The organism is Ensifer sp. 22460 (assembly GCF_052044935.1).
Taxonomy (GTDB): domain Bacteria; phylum Pseudomonadota; class Alphaproteobacteria; order Rhizobiales; family Rhizobiaceae; genus Ensifer.
Genome location: NZ_JBQENZ010000001.1, coordinates 96,696 through 110,754 on the forward strand (window position 1 = coordinate 96,696; position 14,059 = coordinate 110,754).

Sequence of the window (14,059 nt, forward strand, 5' to 3'; positions counted from 1 at the left end):
CACAACGGTCGCTGCAGCACTTTGAATGCCTGCATGTTTTCCCCTCAACCGGTGACGATCGGGGAAAGCATGCAGAAGGAATTGAGCGCGCCTCTACGCGAAGATCAAGGGTCAGAGCGCCGGGACCGCCTTGAGATAGGCGGCAATCGCCTCCCGGTCGGCCGGCGTCAGTTTCGCCATGTTCTTCTGCACCTCGACCATCGAGCCGCCGACGGAATCGAATTCCGGCGTGAAGCCGGTTTCCAGATAGGAGGCGATATCCGATGCACTCCAGCCGCCGATGCTCTTGGAACCGGGCGTGATGTCGGGGATGCGGCCCTGGCCCTCCGGATTCGGCGCGCCGGCCAGCCACTGATTGGGCTCGAAACCGCCAATCGCATTACGGGGCGTATGGCACTCGCCGCAATGGCCCGGCCCCTCGACGAGATACTGGCCGCGGGCAAGCTTTGGATCGTTGGCGTCCACCGCGACACGTGGCTTGTCTGTCAGGAACAGCAGCTTCCAGCCGCCCAATGCCACCCGCATGTTGTAGGGGAACGGCAGTTCGTGCGGCGGCGCCACGTCCGCGCTCTTCGGCAGGGTCTTCATGAAACCCCAGAGATCGTTGACGTCCTTGGTCGTCATGCGCGTATAGGAGCCATAGGGGAAGGACGGATAGAGATGCTCGCCGTTGCGTCCCACGCCGCGGGTCATCGCATTGCCGAAGTCCGCAAGCGTCCACCCGCCGATGCCGGCGGTCTCGTCAGGCGAGATGTTCGGCGCATGGAAGGTTCCGAACGGGCTCTTCAACGGGGCGCCGCCGGAAAGAACGAGACGAGCGTCACCTTCGGCGCCCCGCTTGGCGTGACAGCTCACGCAGCCGCCGGCCCAGAAAACCTGTTCGCCGTTGGCAAGATCCGGTTCCCCGAGCCCCTCCCAATGAGACGCACTCCACGGCGCCGGCTTCGTCAGCCACCAGAAGGCTGCTCCACCCACGACGCCCAGCACCACAAGACCCGAAATCAGCTTTCTCGTGCGACGCCCCATTGTCACCCCTCATGCCTAGCCGCAGGCGGGCCGGCTCTAAATGCAGATAGAGGCACGCGGCTCGAAGTCGCGTGCCTCCCTAGTCAACATGATGCGACGTCGCCGCCCCTTAATCCTTCTTCAGGCGATAGCTCTCATGACAGCTGCCGCAGTCCTTGCCGATGCCGCCAAGGGCCGCGCCGACTCCGGCCTGGTCAGCCGGGAGCTGTGCCAGAACCGTCGCGGTATCCGTGCCGAGCTTGGCGGCCTTGGCCTTGAAGTCATCCATGTTTACCCAGATCTTCGGGCTCGCCTCGGTCTCATGCCCCGTCTCCGAACCGGCCGGGAAATGGTCAGGGAAGGTCTTTATCGTTTCGCTGATCGTCGTCAGCGACGCTTTGACGACCTCGGCGTCATAGGGTTTCTCACCTTTGGCGATGCCGGCAAGCGCGCCGGTCGCCGCACCCACCTTTTTCATCAGCTGCTGACGAACCACCTGCGGCTCGTCGGCTGCCGTGACGGCAGTAACCCCCAGGCCCGCAAGAGCGGCAGCCAACATCAGTGCGCGTATTTTCATCAGGTTCTCCCGGTCAATCAAATCTGTTTGGCGAATCTGCCTGGCAAGCCTTCATGTCCAATGCGCCGGCATGATGTCATCTTGATTATTCTGCGGAAGTAACATTTTTTTGATGTGCTTGTTACGACAGCAGAATTTCCAATGATCGCCTCGTATTTCCGGGATTTCGACCGGTCAGAAGTATAAATATGACATTTATAATCATGTTTATACTTCACTCGCGGCCACGATGGACATCAGTTCGCCCAGCCCTGCCAGATGGTGAACGCCGCGACCAGAATGAGCACCACGCCGGCGGCGCGGCCGATCCACATCGTTGCGCCGGGGCTGCCAACCAGGAAATCACGACCGCGGCCGGCGGCAAGCGCCAGGCCGCCATAGATCGCGAGCTGCGTTGTCGCGATCATTGCGGCCATGACCAGAGCCTGCGACCAGATCGGCCCAAACTGGGGTTTGAGGAACTGCGGATAGACCGCCAGCATGAAGAGATAGGCCTTGGGGTTCATCAGGCTCGTCAGCGCACCCTGCCGGAAACTCGCCCAGCGCGAGAGCTTCCCCGAGCCTTCGATGCCGCCGATGGTGATCGAACTCCTGACGAGCGAAAAGCCGATCCAGGCGATATAGGCAGCACCGGCGACGAGCAGCACGTTGAAGAGACCAGGCACCAGATGCAGGATGACGCTGACCCCGAGCGCCGCATAGAGCGTGTGCAGCACGCCGCCCGCCATGATGCCGGCCGTCGCCGACAGGCCGGAGGCCCGGCCGCCGGTCAGCGAGTTCGCCAGAACGAAGACCATGTCCATGCCCGGCACGATGATGATGCCGAACAGCAAGGTGAAGAAGAGCCAGAGATTTTCCGTGTAGGTCATGTCAGTTGTCCGTCGCCTGATTTTTCATTTCTCTATACGAATTGCTGTTTTTTCAATTCGTTGGCTGATGGTATAAATCCGGGCAACTGACAAGGTATTGTCAGGAGCGTTGACGACGGGAGCGGTTTTCGATGCGCAAGGCGGCACGGCTTTTCGAGATCATCCAGATCCTCAGGCTTGCGCGAAAGCCCGTGACCGGCGCGGCGATGGCCGAGACGCTGGAGGTGACGGTGCGCTCGATCTACCGCGATATCGCAGCACTTCAGGCGATGCGGGTGCCGATCGAGGGCGGCCGCGGCATCGGCTATATCCTCAGGCCCGGTTTCGACCTGCCGCCGCTGATGTTCTCGATCGAAGAAACGGAAGCGATCGCCGTGGCGCTGGCGCTGCTGTCGCGGACCGGCGACGAAGAACTGAAGGCGGCAGCCGGCCGCGTCAACAAGAAGATCACAGCCGCGGTGCCCGAGCCGCTCCGGCTCGCCTTCCGTTCCCAGGCGCTGCATGCCTGGGGAACGATCGCCCCTTCGCCCGCCGGCATCGATCTCGCTTTGGTGCGCCGGGCGATCCGCGACGAGCAGAAGCTCGAACTCAACTATCGCGACGAACTCGGCCGCGCGACGGAGCGGATGATCCGGCCGGTGGCGCTGATCTACTATTCCGAAACTGCCAACATCGTTGCCTGGTGCGAATTGCGGCAGGCTATCCGCAATTTCCGCGCCGACCGCGTCGAACATTGCGAGGCGGCGGGCGCATATTTTCCGGGCGAAGGCAACCGCCTGAGGGAACTCTGGGTCAGCGGCTGGAAAACGCCACCGACCGCGGCCTGACGCATCTATTGCCGGAGCGCAGCCCAAATGAAAAGACCCGGCGCAAGCGCCGGGTCCAAACGTCATGCACGGAAAACGAGCGACTTACTTGGCCGCGGCTTCGTACATTTCGAGCACGTAGTCCCAATTGATCAGGCTGTCGACGAAGGCTTCGAGATACTTCGGACGGGCGTTGCGGTAGTCGATATAATAGGAGTGTTCCCAGACATCGACGCCGAGGATCGGCGAAGCACCGTGAACGAGCGGGTTTTCGCCGTTCGGGGTCTTGGAGATCTCAAGCTTGCCGTTCTTGACCGAGAGCCAGGCCCAGCCCGAACCGAACTGGCCGGTGCCGGCAGCGATGAAGTCGGCGCGGAACTTGTCGTAGCCGCCGAGATCGGACTTGATGGCCGCGTCGAGCTTGGCCGGCAGGCTGGTGCCGCCGCCGCCCTTCTTCATCCACTTCCAGAAGTGGATGTGGTTGTAGTGCTGGCCGGCATTGTTGAACAGCGGCTGGTTGGTGCCATAGGACTTCTTGACGACTTCCTCGAGCGACAGGTCGGCAAGGCCGGCTTCTTCAGCAAGCTTGTTGCCGTTGGTCACGTAAGCGAGGTGATGCTTGTCGTGGTGGTATTCGAGCGTCTCGCGCGACATGTAGGGCGCCAGCGCATCGTAATCGTAGGGAAGGTTCGGCAATTCGAAAGCCATGTGGGCATCTCCTCTTGGCATGGGATTTCGTCAGGTAAATCTGTGAGCGGGAACATAGGCACCGGCCCCCATGGAGGCAACCGATGCAATGCCAATTTTTCCTCAACCCACGGAATATACTTTCAACATCATTTTGAAAGCATGACACTTTCGAGCACATTGACGCCACGGTTTGCCTGCAGCCTCGCCACTCTTGCAATCATGCACTAAGGATCACCCATGCCACAGCGCTTGCTCCCCGCTCTCGTTCTCTCCACTGCTGCGGCCTTCACCGCATCCGGTGCCGCGGCCTCTTCCGGCGATGCGTGGGAGACGTTCCGGGCAGAGGTTTCGAAGAAGTGCCTGGCGGCCGCCACCTCCCTGCAAAAGGCCAGCGCCGTCGTCGATCCCTTCGGCTCCGAGAGCTTCGGTCTGGCGCTGGTGATCGGTACGCCAAAGGGCTCCAAGGCCGCGGTCACGCAGATCTGCGTCTTCGACAAGAAAAAGAAGACGGTCGAACTCGGCGGCGAGCTTACGCCCGACGCGGTGAAGGTGGGCGTGCCGACAAAGAAGAAATAGCCGCGAGCCGACCTGGACCACGAACTGCCTGCCGTTTGCAGCCAGCTGCCGCCCGCCACAATGAGCTGCGAATCGACGGCCGCTCGTCGCTTGAGCTTCAACCGACCCGTTGATAAGTCTTGGTCATGGTGAGCGATACCTATGAGAGGATCCTGGACTCAGCCGAACACCTCGTGGTGTCGCGGGGCTACAATGCGTTCAGCTATGCCGACATCTCGGGCGAACTGGGCGTCGGCAAGGCGACCATCCACCATCACTTCCCGACCAAGGCTGACCTTGCAGCTATGGTGCTTGCTCGCTACCGCAAGAGCAATCGGCGCCACGTCGAGGGATTGTTTGCCGCCGTCAGCGATCCGGTCGCGCGGCTTGAAGCCTATGTCGGCTACTGGGAAGACTGTATCGCCAGGCAGGATTTGCCCTTCTGCATAGGCGCCCTGCTCGCCTCGGAGTTACCCTCGCTGCCGGACGCTGTCGTTCAGCAGGTACGCGGTCATTTTGCCGACCTTTCAGGCTGGCTCGGCGCAGTGATCGAGGACGGCGTGGTCAGCGGCCATCTGAAGGCGGTGCGAGGGCCGAAGGCAGAGGCCGAGACCCTGATGGCCACGGTCCATGGTGCGATGCTTGCCGCGCGCGTCGCCGGTTCCGATCCGGCCGTTTTCTCCGCGATCGCCCGGCCCGCATTGGACCGGCTCAAGCCGACAGTCGAAGCTTGATCGCCGACCCGAAAGCGCCGGCGATGGAACGAGCATGTGCAGGGCGCTGTTCCCGCGGGAACGGTGGACTGTGCAGACCCGGGCTAAAGATCAAAACCAACGGACGCGATGGGCAGCTAAATCCATCGCGTCTCCTTTTCGCCAAGTTGCCGACCAACTAGTCGGTCGAAATCCGAAGGAGCAAGCTCATGGCAAATCCGCTTTCCACGCTCGGCATCATTCATACCGCAATCAGTCTCGCGCCCGTCGTTGCCGGCCTCTACGGCTTTGCCCGTTACGGCGCGATCGTGCCCGCCACCCGATCCGGCAAGATCTACCTCGCCACACTCGTCCTGGCGGTCCTGACCGCTGCCGGGCTTTCAAGCACCGGCGGCTTCAACGAGGGTCATGCGCTTGGCATCGTGACGCTGGCGGTCATCGCCGGCAGCTTGGCGATCGAACGGTTGGCCTTCGTTGGCCACCTGAAACCCTACCTGACGACGTTGGGCTTCTCCTTCAGCTATTTCCTGCTGATCGTGCCGGCAATCGCCGAGACTCTGAAGCGCCTGCCCGCCTCGCAACCGCTTGCCAGCGGGCCGGAATCGCCGATCGTGCAGACCACGCTGCTCGCCTGGCTGGTCATCTTCCTGGCAGGCCTGTCAGTCCAGGCCTACCTGATCCACAAGCGCGCCTTGGTCAGGGCGCGCGCTCCCCGCTCGTACTGAGTGCCCGAACCGACAGCCATTTTGCCCCAGCGCCGAGCGCCGGGGCATTGCATGTGAGCGTGCGTCAGACGTCGCGTGCTGCGTGCGCCCAATCCATGTAGAGATCGCGCGCCTTGGCGGCGACCGGGCCGGCCTGCAGGTCTCGGCTTTCGAGGCGCGTGACCGGCAGCACCTTGGAATAGTTGCCTGTGGTGAAGATCTCGTCGGCCGTTTCGAAGTCGGCCATGGTCAGTGTCGCCTCGACCACTTCGAAACCGGCTTCACGCAGCAGCGTCATCACGCGGAAGCGGGTGATGCCGGCGAGGAAGGTGCGGTTGGCGGCCGGCGTATAGACGACGCCGTCCTTGACCAGGAAGACGTTGGAAGAGCCGGTCTCGGCGATGTTGCCGAGCATGTCGCGCACCAGCGCATTGTCGAAGCCCCGCGAGCGGGCTTCGGTCAGGACGCGCGCATTGTTTGGATAGAGGCAGCCGGCCTTGGCATCGGTCGGCATCGATTCCAGCGTCGGTCGGCGGAAGGGCGAGAGCGTCAGCGACGAGCCGCCATGGCCGTTGCCCATCGGCGCCTCGAACAGGCAGAGCGCGAAACGGGTCGATTCCGGGTCGATGGCGACGACCCCGGCAGCGCCGTGCTCGGCCCAATACATCGGCTTCACATAGAGCGCTGTCTTGCCGTCGAACTTCTTGGCACCCTCCCAGGTCAGCGCTTCGATCTCTTCCGCTGCCATCGTCGGCTTCAGACCAAGCGCCGTCGCCGAGCGGTTGACGCGCTGGCAATGCAGATCAAGGTCGGGCGCAACGCCGTCGAAGACGCGGGCGCCGTCAAACACCGTCGAACCCAGCCACATCGCGTGCGAGGTCGGGCCGATCAGCGGCGGGTTGCCCGAGAGCCATTCGCCATCGACATAGGTCCAGGTCACTGAGCGGGGGGATGTATCGACGGCCATCGGCGTCTCCTTCAGGTTTTTTGTTCTGCTTGTTCGGCATAACCCGAAAAAACAGCATCGTGGTGAATGGGTATATCAAAAAATGTCATGGCGGCCATTCTGGTACCCGGACGGCCTCTCGCTTAGTCTCATGCGCAAAGGAAAGGGAAAGCCGTGCGCATCAAGCATCTGGACGAGGACGACGTGGATATCTTCCGCCGCATACGGCTGGAAGCGCTCAACCGCGAGCCACAAGCATTCGCCTCGACTACGGCAGACTGGGAGCGCCTTTCGACGGAGGAATGGCGGGCGCGGCTGACGACCAACGCCGTCTTTGCCGCTCTCGACGGGGACCAGCCTGTCGGCATCATGGGGCTGATGCGCGAACGCGCGAGCCGGCTGGCGCACCGCGCCACGATCATCATGGTTTATGTGCGCGACGAAGCCCGCGGATCCGGCGTGGCGCGGCACCTTCTCACCCATCTGACCGACCATGCCCGCGCGTCCGGCATCCGCCTGCTGGAACTGGTCGTACGCGCCGACAACCCGACGGCCATCCGCTTCTACGCGCGCGAGGGTTTTCACGAAATCGGCCGTGTCCCCGGCGGCATGCTCGACGGAGACGTAGAGGTCGACGAAATTCTGATGGCGCGACACATCGACGGCCGCGCCGCACCCGCGTTGCAAGGAGCGCCCCGATGAAAGCCATGTATTACGACGCGTTCGAGAAGACGCCCGAAATCCGGACCCTTCCCGATCCGACCCCGACCGAAAACGGCGTCGTCATCAAGGTCGAGGCCACGGGACTTTGCCGGTCCGACTGGCACGGTTGGATGGGCCATGACGCCGATATCCGGTTGCCCCACGTACCGGGCCACGAGCTGGCGGGGGTTGTCACCGCCGCCGGCCGCGGCGTGATGCGATACAAGGTCGGCGACCGGGTCACCGTGCCCTTCGTTTCCGGCTGCGGCCGCTGCGGCGAATGCCGCTCCGGCAACCAGCAGGTCTGTGAGGCACAGTTCCAGCCGGGCTTTACCCATTGGGGTTCTTTTGCCGAATATGTCGCGCTCGACTTTGCCGACCAGAACCTCGTGCATCTGCCCGAAAGCATGGACTTCACCACGGCCGCGAGCCTCGGTTGCCGCTTTGCCACCTCGTTTCGCGCCATCGCCGACCAGGCGAAGGTGAAGGGCGGCGAATGGGTCGCTGTACACGGCTGTGGCGGTGTGGGCCTGTCGGCGATCATGATCGCAGCCGCGCTCGGCGCCCAGCCGATCGCGATCGACATTGCCGAGGACAAGCTCGCCTTCGCGAAGACGCTCGGCGCGGTCGCGACGATCAACGGCCGAGAAGTGCAGGATGTGGCTGCGGCGGTGAAAGACATCACCGGCGGCGGCGCGCACGTCTCGATCGACGCGCTCGGCAACCCGGTCACCTGCTTCAACTCGATCAAGAACCTGCGCCGGCGTGGCCGCCACGTGCAGGTCGGGTTGATGCTCGGCGACCAGGCGACGCCGCAGATCCCGATGGCGCAGGTGATCGGCCATGAGCTCGAGATCTACGGCAGCCACGGCATGCAGGCCTGGCGCTACGACGCCATGCTGACGATGATCGCCGACGGCAAGCTGAGGCCGCAACAATTGATCGGCCGGGAGATCTCGCTTTCAGAGGCGATCCCTGCGCTGACCGCCATGGACCGCGCAACCGACCTCGGCATCAGCGTCATCACGCGGTTCTGATAGCGCCATGGGCGGCCGGAAAAGCGCCGTCTACGAGAGGGTGCCGGCAATGCCCATTCCGACTCACGGCCTCAATGCGCTAAACCTTGTTCCGGATCGGGGGCAAGGCAGATGACCATTGGGAGACGGCGAAGGTTGATCAAACGTCAGCGCACCGGCACGGCGCTTGCCATTGCCGCGACGATCTCTTTCCTCGCCGGCATGACCGACGCGATCGGGCTCTTGAGCATTGGCGACTTCGTCTCCTTCATGAGCGGCAACACGACCCGGGCAGCGATCGCCCTCGGCGATGGCGATTTTATCGGCGCCTTGCTGCTCGTCGGCGCGCTCGGGGCGTTCATCATCGGCAACGCACTTGGCGTGATCGTGGCCGCGCGCCTCGGCGTCGTCGGCGTGCTCTCGACGGTCAGCCTCGTGCTGATGCTCTGCGCCGGTTTCGGGGCCTTTATGCCGCGGCCCTGCTATTTCTACGGCGTCGTGCTCGCCATGGGCCTGGTCAATGCGGCGGTCGAACATATCGAGGGGTTGCCGATCGGGCTTACGTACGTGACGGGGGCACTTTCCCGTTTTGGGCGCGGTCTCGGCCGCTGGCTGCTCGGCAACAAGAACCGTCAGTGGGTGGTGCAGATCGTGCCCTGGCTCGGCATGTTCTCCGGCGCGGTCGCCGGCGCTCTCTTGCAGCGCCACTTCGGCGCGGCCTCGCTCTGGGCGTCCTTTGCGCTCGCCGCTGGGCTTGCGCTTGCCACTGTTCTCGTGCCGTCTCGCTGGTCGCGGCGCTATATCCATTCGGGGTGAGCCTCAGCTCCAACGGCAGCTTTTCACCCCTCCCAAGATTTTGCCCTTAAGCCCGGCCGGGTTTCAGGGCAAAATCTGCAAAGAAGAATCACGAGCGAGGTCCTGCCATGGCGCTTGCGGCAGCCGTCACCACGGATGAACTCTATCATCCCATCCTCAAGACCAATCCGGCGCATCCGGCCGGATGGCCGATCCGGGCAATCGTCAGCTCACAGACCGAAGCGCGACACAATCGCGCGCTCTGGGCGCCAACGCACCTGATCTCGATCCGCGCTCCCGGCAGCCGACTGCTCTCGATGATCGAGCTGCCGCCGGAAAAGCATCTGGAACTCTTTTTCGGCGACACCACCGATCCGGACGAGCCGGATGCGGCGCGCCCGCAAGCCATCGAAGCCACCTTCGCCTTTGTCGACCACCTGCCCGAAGACGCCCATCTGCTCGTCCATTGCCTTCGGGGCATTGGGCGCGCGACCGCGCTCACCCTCGGCATTCTGGCGCGCTACATGCCACCGGAGGACGCCGCCGCCGCACTCCATGCGCTGCGCCCGGAGGCCAAGCCGAACAGGCATGTCGTCAACCTTTGCGACACGGCGCTCGGGCTCAAGGGCAAGCTCGCCAAGCAGGCACTGCGCTTCCCGGCGAAAGTCTGGAAACCAGCCAAAAGCTGAAGCTACTGCATGTCTCCTTAAATCGACTTCGATTAAGGACAAAGACATGCAGAAAATCAAAGTGCTACAGCGACCTTTGCGCGTCTGATAAGACGCGCGGCGCTGTAGAAATCTGCAGCTTTGCCGCCAGCCGTTGTGCATCGCACAAAGATCTGACATGATCCCACGAAAGAACAGTGACAGCTCGCTGCCTGATCAGGCATGATGCTGTAAGCCTTTGTTTTCGGACGGGCTTTGACGGGAAGATTCGACCTTGCCCCGCCAGCACCGAAGACAAAAGACGGGAGGAAAAGATGTCCCACGCGGCCTATGTGTTTGACGCCTACGGCACGCTCTTCGACGTGCATGCGGCTGTCAGGCGCCACGCGCAGGAGATCGGCCCGGATGGGCAGGCTTTTTCCGAACTCTGGCGGGCCAAGCAACTCGAATATTCCTGGGTGCGCTCGCTGATGGGCAGCTATCAGGATTTCTGGCAACTGACCGAACAGTCGCTCGACTACGCCTTCGCACGGTTTCCCTCCGCCGACCCGAAACTTCGCAAGCGATTGCTCGACGCCTATTGGACGCTCGACTGCTATCCGGAAGTGCCGGCGGTTCTGAAGGGGCTGAAGGAGCGCGGCGCCCGCATCGCAATCCTCTCCAACGGTTCACCGGCCATGCTCGCCTCTGCGGTCCGCAACGCCGCACTCGACATCGTCATCGACGACGTGTTTTCCGTCGACGCGGTGAAGGCCTTCAAGACCGCGCCTGCCGTCTACGACATCGTCACAACCGGCTACCGGCTTTACCCGCATGCCGTTTCCTTCCAGTCGTCGAACCGCTGGGATATCGCCGGGGCGACGAAATTCGGGTTCCGCACCGTATGGATCAACCGGGCGGACATGCCGGACGAATATCGTGATCACGGGCCGGCGCTGATCTTGCCCTCCCTCGAAAGTCTGCAATTCGGTATCTGAAGGATCTCCCCATGGTCTGGTCGCCTGCGCAGTATCTGAAGTTCGAAGACGAACGCACGCGCCCAGCCAGAGATCTCCTCGCCCAAGTGCCCGAGCTGCCCGAAGGCATCGCCTTCGACCTCGGTTGCGGCCCGGGCAACTCCACCGAGCTCATCCGCGACCGGTTTCCCGAGGCCACACTTTCAGGCCTCGACAGCGACGAGAACATGCTCGTTGCGGCGGCGAAGCGGCTGCCGGGCATCACCTTCGAAAAGGCGGATCTCGCAAACTGGGTCCCCCCTGCCGGCGCTTCGCTGTTTTACGGCAACGCTGTCTTTCAATGGCTGCCGAACCACCTCACGATCTTCGAAAGACTGATGGGAGCGCTCGCATCAGGCGGCACGCTTGCGGTCCAGATGCCGGACAATCTCGGGGAGCCGAGCCATTTGCTGATGGAGGAGACAACTCGCAGCCCGGCTTTCACTGACGCCTTTGCCGGCAAGACCGTCCGCCGCAATCCCATGCCGGGACCGGCAACCTATGTCGAATGCCTGGCGCCACAGGCCGCCAGCATCGAGGTCTGGCACACGATCTACTACCACCGGCTCGCCAATGCCGAAGCGATCGTCGAATGGGTGAAGGGGACCGGCCTCAGACCCTATCTTGATGCGTTGCCGGAAGATAAACGCGACGCCTTTGCTGCCGACTACACGGACCGGATCCGCGCTGCCTATCCGGCCATGAGCGACGGCAAGGTCCTTCTGCGCTTCCCGAGATTTTTCATCGTCGCGGTGAAGGCGTAGCGCCGGGCGACGCTACATGCGGTCGACCAGGAAATCGATGAAGGCACGGATACGGGCGGCGAGATGCTCGTGTCCGGCATAGACGGCGTAGACCGTCTCGATCTCGCCCGACTGATAATCTTCGAGCAGCGGCACGAGCGTTCCGGCTTCGAAGTCCGGCTCGACGTGGAAACGGCCGATGCGGCCAACGCCAATGCCGGCAAGGCAAAGCTGGCGGACGATCGAACCGCTCGAGACCTGCATGTTGCCGAAGACCGAGCGCAGTTCTGCAGCCGGCTGCCCCGGCATGCGGAACGCCCATTCGTCGACGCTGCGACGGAAATTGAAACGAATGCAATTGTGACCGTCGAGTTCATCGGGCGTATTCGGTGTCCCGTGCCTTTCCAGATAGGCGGGCGATGCGATTACGACCGGACGGCTTTCCATGAGCTTGCGTGCCTTTAGGGATGAATCGCGCAGCGGGCCGGTGCGGATTGCCACGTCGGCGCGCTCGCCGACGACGTCGATCATGCTGTCGGTCAGCGTCAGATCAAGCTGCACCTCCGGATAGCGGGCGAGGAACTCTGGCGCGAGCGGCATGATGTAGCGCTCGCCAAAGCCGACTGCGGCGTTCACCCGCAACAGCCCGCGCGGCGTCATGCGGCCGCCGGCAGCGACCAGTTGCTCGGTCTCGACGATTTCCGTGAGGATCCGCTGGGCGCGTTGCAGATAGACTTCCCCCTCCGGCGTCAGCTGCAGGGTCCTGGTCGAGCGCACGAGCAGGCGCGTGCCCAACCGGTCCTCGATACGGGTCACCAGTTTGCTGACGGCAGATGGTGACAGCTTCAGGCGCCGCGCAGCGGCCGAAAAGCTGCGGGTCTCCGAAACGGCAACGAAGACCTCCATTTCACCCGCCCGATTGTCCATGCATCACCTTTGAATCAAATTCACAGTCCTTTGTACCATTATGCTGATTATCATGATGAGTGCCAAGGCTCATATTCCGCCCGACTTCAACAACAACCAACGCGCCCGGTTCCTCCCAGCCGGGTGGGAAAGGTCTCGTCGTGCCTATTGCTATCCTTGCGCTGACGATCGCGGCCTATGCGATCGGAACAACGGAATTCGTGATCGTCGGTCTGCTGCCGACGGTCGCCACCGACCTCAATGTCACCCTGCCGCTCGCCGGCCTGATCGTCAGCGTCTATGCGCTCGGCGTCACCTTCGGCGCGCCGGTGCTGACGGCGCTCACCGGCCGGATCGAGCGCAAGCCGCTCCTGATCGGCCTGATGGCGCTGTTCATCGTCGGCAATGCTGCGGCCGCCCTGTCGCCGAGCTACGAACCGCTTCTCATTGCGCGGGTCATCTCCGCCTTTGCCCATGGCGTGTTCTTCTCGGTCGGCTCGACCATCGCTGCCGACCTCGTTCCGGAAGACCGGCGCGCATCGGCCATCGCCATGATGTTCATGGGCCTCACCGTCGCGATCGTCACCGGCGTGCCGCTCGGTACCTGGATCGGCCAGACCTTCGGCTGGCGCGCCACCTTCTGGGCCGTGACCGGTCTCGGCGTCATCGCGCTCACCGCGATCGTCGCCCTGCTGCCGAACACGCTCTCCAAGGCCCCGCCGGCCAAGCTTATCGACCAGGTGCGCGTGCTCGGGTCCGGCCGACTGCTGATCGTCTTTGCCATGACCGCGCTCGGCTACGGCGGCACCTTCGTCGCCTTCACCTTCCTCGCACCGATCCTGCAGGACATCACCGGTTTCTCGGAAGGCGCCGTCAGCCTGATCCTCGTGCTCTATGGCGTTGCGATCGCCATCGGCAACATTGCCGGCGGCAAGATCGCCAACCGCGATCCGGTCAAGGCGCTTATCGGCCTGTTTCTGGCCCAGGCGGCCGTGCTGGTGCTCTTCACCTTCACGGCCCCCTCGCCGGTCCTGACGCTGGTGACGCTCGCCGCGCTCGGCTTCCTGTCCTTCGCCAATGTTCCCGGCCTGCAGCTCTATGTCGTGCAGCTTGCCAAGCAGTACCGGCCGGGCGCCGTCGATGTCGCCTCGGCGCTGAATATCGCCGCCTTCAACCTCGGCATTGCCGTCGGTGCCTGGCTCGGTGGCTTGATCGTCGCCTCACCGCTCGGTCTCGGCATGACGCCCGTCATCGGCGCCCTGCTTGTCGCCGCCGCGCTGCTGCTCACGCTTTTGAGCGGCGTTCTTGATCGTCGGGCCGGCGCTGCCTACCAACCGGCTTGAACCGCCGCCCCTGAGGACCACCTATA

General features: G+C 63.1%; 17 protein-coding genes. 11 read left to right on the forward strand and 6 right to left on the reverse strand.

The window, feature by feature from the left end; all coding sequences use genetic code 11:
- Positions 1-111: 111 nt before the first annotated feature.
- The 3 genes from ACTJKM_RS00475 to ACTJKM_RS00485 all read right to left on the reverse strand — a co-directional run bounded on the left by ACTJKM_RS00475 (position 112) and on the right by ACTJKM_RS00485 (position 2,451).
- Positions 112-1,026: a cytochrome c gene (locus tag ACTJKM_RS00475; RefSeq protein ID WP_058320329.1), complete on the reverse strand. Its 915-nt coding sequence runs from the start codon at positions 1,024-1,026 to the stop codon at positions 112-114.
- A gap of 109 nt (positions 1,027-1,135) precedes the next feature.
- The gene (locus ACTJKM_RS00480) at positions 1,136-1,582 is read right to left on the reverse strand and encodes a c-type cytochrome (protein WP_057250485.1); all 447 of its coding nucleotides are present in this window, start codon (positions 1,580-1,582) and stop codon (positions 1,136-1,138) included.
- A 236-nt stretch (positions 1,583-1,818) separates the two neighbouring features.
- On the reverse strand, positions 1,819-2,451 hold the full coding sequence (locus ACTJKM_RS00485; protein ID WP_057250487.1) for a LysE family translocator: 633 nt from the start codon (positions 2,449-2,451) through the stop codon (positions 1,819-1,821).
- 131 nt (positions 2,452-2,582) lie between these two features.
- On the opposite strand from ACTJKM_RS00485, the gene ACTJKM_RS00490 reads away from it, so the two are divergent.
- On the forward strand, positions 2,583-3,278 hold the full coding sequence (locus tag ACTJKM_RS00490; RefSeq protein WP_058325546.1) for a helix-turn-helix transcriptional regulator: 696 nt from the start codon (positions 2,583-2,585) through the stop codon (positions 3,276-3,278).
- An 84-nt stretch (positions 3,279-3,362) separates the two neighbouring features.
- Here the strand turns inward: ACTJKM_RS00490 and ACTJKM_RS00495 are convergent, their stop codons facing one another.
- Positions 3,363-3,965: a superoxide dismutase gene (locus ACTJKM_RS00495; protein ID WP_057250491.1), complete on the reverse strand. Its 603-nt coding sequence runs from the start codon at positions 3,963-3,965 to the stop codon at positions 3,363-3,365.
- 219 nt (positions 3,966-4,184) lie between these two features.
- Here ACTJKM_RS00495 and ACTJKM_RS00500 point away from each other — a divergent pair, with 219 nt between their 5' ends.
- The 3 genes from ACTJKM_RS00500 (at position 4,185) to ACTJKM_RS00510 (ending at position 5,940) form a co-directional block, all read left to right on the forward strand.
- Complete coding sequence (locus ACTJKM_RS00500) at positions 4,185-4,523, forward strand: hypothetical protein (protein ID WP_058325545.1); 339 nt, start codon at positions 4,185-4,187, stop codon at positions 4,521-4,523.
- A 125-nt stretch (positions 4,524-4,648) separates the two neighbouring features.
- Positions 4,649-5,236, forward strand: a complete 588-nt coding sequence (locus ACTJKM_RS00505) for a TetR/AcrR family transcriptional regulator (protein WP_440659811.1) — start codon at positions 4,649-4,651, stop codon at positions 5,234-5,236.
- A gap of 188 nt (positions 5,237-5,424) precedes the next feature.
- Positions 5,425-5,940 carry a hypothetical protein gene (locus ACTJKM_RS00510; protein WP_112995373.1) on the forward strand — a complete coding sequence of 172 codons (516 nt, stop codon included), beginning with the start codon at positions 5,425-5,427 and terminating at the stop codon, positions 5,938-5,940.
- Positions 5,941-6,004: 64 nt separating this feature from the next.
- Here the strand turns inward: ACTJKM_RS00510 and ACTJKM_RS00515 are convergent, their stop codons facing one another.
- A complete protein-coding gene (locus tag ACTJKM_RS00515; protein ID WP_058325542.1) occupies positions 6,005-6,886 on the reverse strand; it encodes a branched-chain amino acid aminotransferase in 882 nt (293 codons plus the stop codon).
- 153 nt (positions 6,887-7,039) lie between these two features.
- Between ACTJKM_RS00515 and ACTJKM_RS00520 the strand changes: the two genes are divergently transcribed.
- From ACTJKM_RS00520 to tam, 6 genes are all read left to right on the forward strand, one after another.
- Entirely contained in the window at positions 7,040-7,567 is a 528-nt protein-coding gene (locus ACTJKM_RS00520; protein WP_058325541.1) for a GNAT family N-acetyltransferase, read from the forward strand.
- The gene (locus tag ACTJKM_RS00525; RefSeq protein ID WP_112995372.1) at positions 7,564-8,604 is read left to right on the forward strand and encodes a zinc-dependent alcohol dehydrogenase family protein; all 1,041 of its coding nucleotides are present in this window, start codon (positions 7,564-7,566) and stop codon (positions 8,602-8,604) included. The genes ACTJKM_RS00520 and ACTJKM_RS00525 overlap by 4 nt, the downstream gene beginning before the upstream one ends.
- 111 nt (positions 8,605-8,715) lie before the next feature.
- Complete coding sequence (locus tag ACTJKM_RS00530) at positions 8,716-9,399, forward strand: YoaK family protein (protein WP_112995371.1); 684 nt, start codon at positions 8,716-8,718, stop codon at positions 9,397-9,399.
- Positions 9,400-9,506: 107 nt separating this feature from the next.
- The gene (locus tag ACTJKM_RS00535; protein WP_112995370.1) at positions 9,507-10,067 is read left to right on the forward strand and encodes a phosphatase; all 561 of its coding nucleotides are present in this window, start codon (positions 9,507-9,509) and stop codon (positions 10,065-10,067) included.
- A gap of 293 nt (positions 10,068-10,360) precedes the next feature.
- Positions 10,361-11,023: a haloacid dehalogenase type II gene (locus tag ACTJKM_RS00540; RefSeq protein WP_057250509.1), complete on the forward strand. Its 663-nt coding sequence runs from the start codon at positions 10,361-10,363 to the stop codon at positions 11,021-11,023.
- Between the two features lie 11 nt (positions 11,024-11,034).
- Positions 11,035-11,805, forward strand: coding sequence for a trans-aconitate 2-methyltransferase (gene tam, locus ACTJKM_RS00545; protein ID WP_112995369.1), 771 nt, complete (start codon positions 11,035-11,037; stop codon positions 11,803-11,805).
- Between the two features lie 12 nt (positions 11,806-11,817).
- On the opposite strand, the gene ACTJKM_RS00550 is transcribed toward tam, so the two are convergent.
- Positions 11,818-12,711 carry a LysR family transcriptional regulator gene (locus ACTJKM_RS00550; RefSeq protein ID WP_112995368.1) on the reverse strand — a complete coding sequence of 298 codons (894 nt, stop codon included), beginning with the start codon at positions 12,709-12,711 and terminating at the stop codon, positions 11,818-11,820.
- A gap of 140 nt (positions 12,712-12,851) precedes the next feature.
- On the opposite strand from ACTJKM_RS00550, the gene ACTJKM_RS00555 reads away from it, so the two are divergent.
- On the forward strand, positions 12,852-14,033 hold the full coding sequence (locus tag ACTJKM_RS00555) for an MFS transporter (RefSeq protein ID WP_058325535.1): 1,182 nt from the start codon (positions 12,852-12,854) through the stop codon (positions 14,031-14,033).
- Positions 14,034-14,059 lie beyond the last annotated feature (26 nt).

Coding starts and splice junctions, on each gene's coding strand:
- ACTJKM_RS00475 (WP_058320329.1), bottom strand. CDS start 1,026: ATGGGGCGTCGCACGAGAAAGCTGATTTCGGGTCTTGTGGTGCTGGGC.
- ACTJKM_RS00480 (WP_057250485.1), bottom strand. CDS start 1,582: ATGAAAATACGCGCACTGATGTTGGCTGCCGCTCTTGCGGGCCTGGGG.
- ACTJKM_RS00485 (WP_057250487.1), bottom strand. CDS start 2,451: ATGACCTACACGGAAAATCTCTGGCTCTTCTTCACCTTGCTGTTCGGC.
- ACTJKM_RS00490 (WP_058325546.1), top strand. CDS start 2,583: ATGCGCAAGGCGGCACGGCTTTTCGAGATCATCCAGATCCTCAGGCTT.
- ACTJKM_RS00495 (WP_057250491.1), bottom strand. CDS start 3,965: ATGGCTTTCGAATTGCCGAACCTTCCCTACGATTACGATGCGCTGGCG.
- ACTJKM_RS00500 (WP_058325545.1), top strand. CDS start 4,185: ATGCCACAGCGCTTGCTCCCCGCTCTCGTTCTCTCCACTGCTGCGGCC.
- ACTJKM_RS00505 (WP_440659811.1), top strand. CDS start 4,649: ATGGTGAGCGATACCTATGAGAGGATCCTGGACTCAGCCGAACACCTC.
- ACTJKM_RS00510 (WP_112995373.1), top strand. CDS start 5,425: ATGGCAAATCCGCTTTCCACGCTCGGCATCATTCATACCGCAATCAGT.
- ACTJKM_RS00515 (WP_058325542.1), bottom strand. CDS start 6,886: ATGGCCGTCGATACATCCCCCCGCTCAGTGACCTGGACCTATGTCGAT.
- ACTJKM_RS00525 (WP_112995372.1), top strand. CDS start 7,564: ATGAAAGCCATGTATTACGACGCGTTCGAGAAGACGCCCGAAATCCGG.
- ACTJKM_RS00530 (WP_112995371.1), top strand. CDS start 8,716: ATGACCATTGGGAGACGGCGAAGGTTGATCAAACGTCAGCGCACCGGC.
- ACTJKM_RS00535 (WP_112995370.1), top strand. CDS start 9,507: ATGGCGCTTGCGGCAGCCGTCACCACGGATGAACTCTATCATCCCATC.
- ACTJKM_RS00540 (WP_057250509.1), top strand. CDS start 10,361: ATGTCCCACGCGGCCTATGTGTTTGACGCCTACGGCACGCTCTTCGAC.
- tam (WP_112995369.1), top strand. CDS start 11,035: ATGGTCTGGTCGCCTGCGCAGTATCTGAAGTTCGAAGACGAACGCACG.
- ACTJKM_RS00550 (WP_112995368.1), bottom strand. CDS start 12,711: ATGGACAATCGGGCGGGTGAAATGGAGGTCTTCGTTGCCGTTTCGGAG.